The following is a 1,645-nucleotide window of genomic DNA, read 5'->3' on the forward strand; positions in this document are numbered from 1 at the left end:
GTGCGGCGGTGACCCTGGACGCCGCCGGGGCGCTCCTGGGGCTCGCCCTCGGCTGGGGCGCCTTGGCGGCGTGGGGCGCGGCCGAGGGGCGGCGGGCCGCGCAGGAGGAGGCCCGGGCGGTCCCCGACGCGTACCGCTCGCTTGCCAGCGGTCTGGCGTCTGGCCAGACCATGGCCCAGGCCATGACCTACGTTGGCCGCCACGGCCGGGGGACCGTGGGCGAGGCGTTCCTCCGGGGGTCGTTCGAGCTCGACTGCGGGTCGTCCGTGGCCCGGGCGCTGGACGTGGCCGCCTCCCGCGTGGCCGNCCCGTCCATGGGGCTCCTGTCGTGCGCGCTGGTCATCTCGCAGCGCACCGGCGCCCCCATGGCGGGGCTCCTCGAGCGCTCTGCGGCGCTCGTGGAGGAGCGCGAGGGCCTCGCGGGCCTGCTCCGCACCAAGACGGCCCAGGTGCGCCTGTCGGCGGCCGTGGTGATGGTGCTGCCCGCGCTGCTCGTCGCGGCCCTCGCCCTGATCTCGCCCGACTTCAGGGCGGGCTGCGCGACGCCCGTCGGCGCCGGGTGCCTGGCCGTGGCCGTGGGCCTGGACCTCTGCGCCCTGGCGGCCATGAGGGCGATCATGGCGCGGGTGGAGCCGTGAGCCCGTGGCCGCCGCTGGCCGCCGCCGCGGCGTTCGGGGCGGCGTGGGCGCTCACGGCGGGAGGGCCGGCCCTGCCGGTGCGCAGGGCCGGGGCGGACCCGCTCGCCCGCGCCGTGCGCCGCGTCGCGGGGCTCGCCCCGGTGCGCCGCATGGGGGAGGCGTCCCGTGCCGCGGCCGAGCGACAGGCGGCCACCCAGGAGATGCCGGAGCTCTTCGACATCCTCGCCCTGGGGCTCCATGCCGGGCTGTCGTTCGACGGGGCGCTGGCCCTCTACCTCGAGCGGCACGACACGGTGCTGGCCGCGCGGCTCGGGCAGGCGAGGCTCTCGTGGTCGCTCGGCCTCGAGACCCGCGCGGACGCGNTCCGGCGCGTGGCCGACGAGCTGGGGAGCCCGGCGCTGCTCCGCTTCGCCGACGCCGTGGCCGAGGCCCTGGAGTTCGGCGTCCCGCTGGCCGCGACACTGGAGCGGCAGTCGGGGGCCGTGCGCCGCGACCGCCGCCTGCAGGTGGAGGAGGAGATCGAGCGCGTGCCCGTGAAGATGCTGCTCCCGCTGGGGGTCCTGGTGGTCCCTGCCATGCTGCTCGCCGTCCTGGGCCCGCTCATGGCCCAGGCCCTCGGGTCGCTGGGGTGAGCGGGTNCGGCAATAGATGNAAGCCGATTCGTGTGGAAAGGGGTCGACATGGTGAGGGATCTGCTGGTGACTGTGGCGTGCGGGGTCAAGGCGTGGGTGCGCGGGGCCGCGGGTGCGGCCGCCGAGGAGCGCGGCCAGGGGACGACGGAGTACGCCATCCTCGTGGGCGTCCTCGTTCTCATCGCCATCGTCGCGGTCATCGCGTTCAGGGGGAGGGTCGAGGAGCTGTGNAACTCCATCGCCCAAGGCATCAACTCGCTCTGACGGCCGCCCTCGCGGCCCTGGTTGCCGGCTGCCTCTGGGTCGCCGCGGCGCCCCGGGTGGACGGCGCGGCGGGCGGGGGCGCGGAGACCGGGGCCGCGCCGGGCGAGGCCC

3 protein-coding genes are annotated in these 1,645 nt (G+C 77.1%); all 3 read left to right on the top strand.

Annotated features, from left to right (window positions below):
* Window positions 1–638: type II secretion system F family protein (locus tag JX283_RS08300; protein ID WP_204830155.1), on the top strand; the 638-nt coding region annotated here is incomplete at its 5' end.
* A complete protein-coding gene (locus JX283_RS08305; RefSeq protein WP_204830156.1) occupies window positions 635–1,270 on the top strand; it encodes a type II secretion system F family protein in 636 nt (211 codons plus the stop codon). The genes JX283_RS08300 and JX283_RS08305, both read left to right, overlap by 4 nt.
* 48 nt (window positions 1,271–1,318) lie before the next feature.
* Window positions 1,319–1,534, top strand: a complete 216-nt coding sequence (locus JX283_RS08310; protein WP_204830157.1) for a class III signal peptide-containing protein — start codon at window positions 1,319–1,321, stop codon at window positions 1,532–1,534.
* Window positions 1,535–1,645 lie beyond the last annotated feature (111 nt).

This window comes from Olsenella sp. CU969, assembly GCF_905219715.1.
GTDB classification, from domain to species: Bacteria; Actinomycetota; Coriobacteriia; order Coriobacteriales; family Atopobiaceae; genus Granulimonas; species Granulimonas faecalis.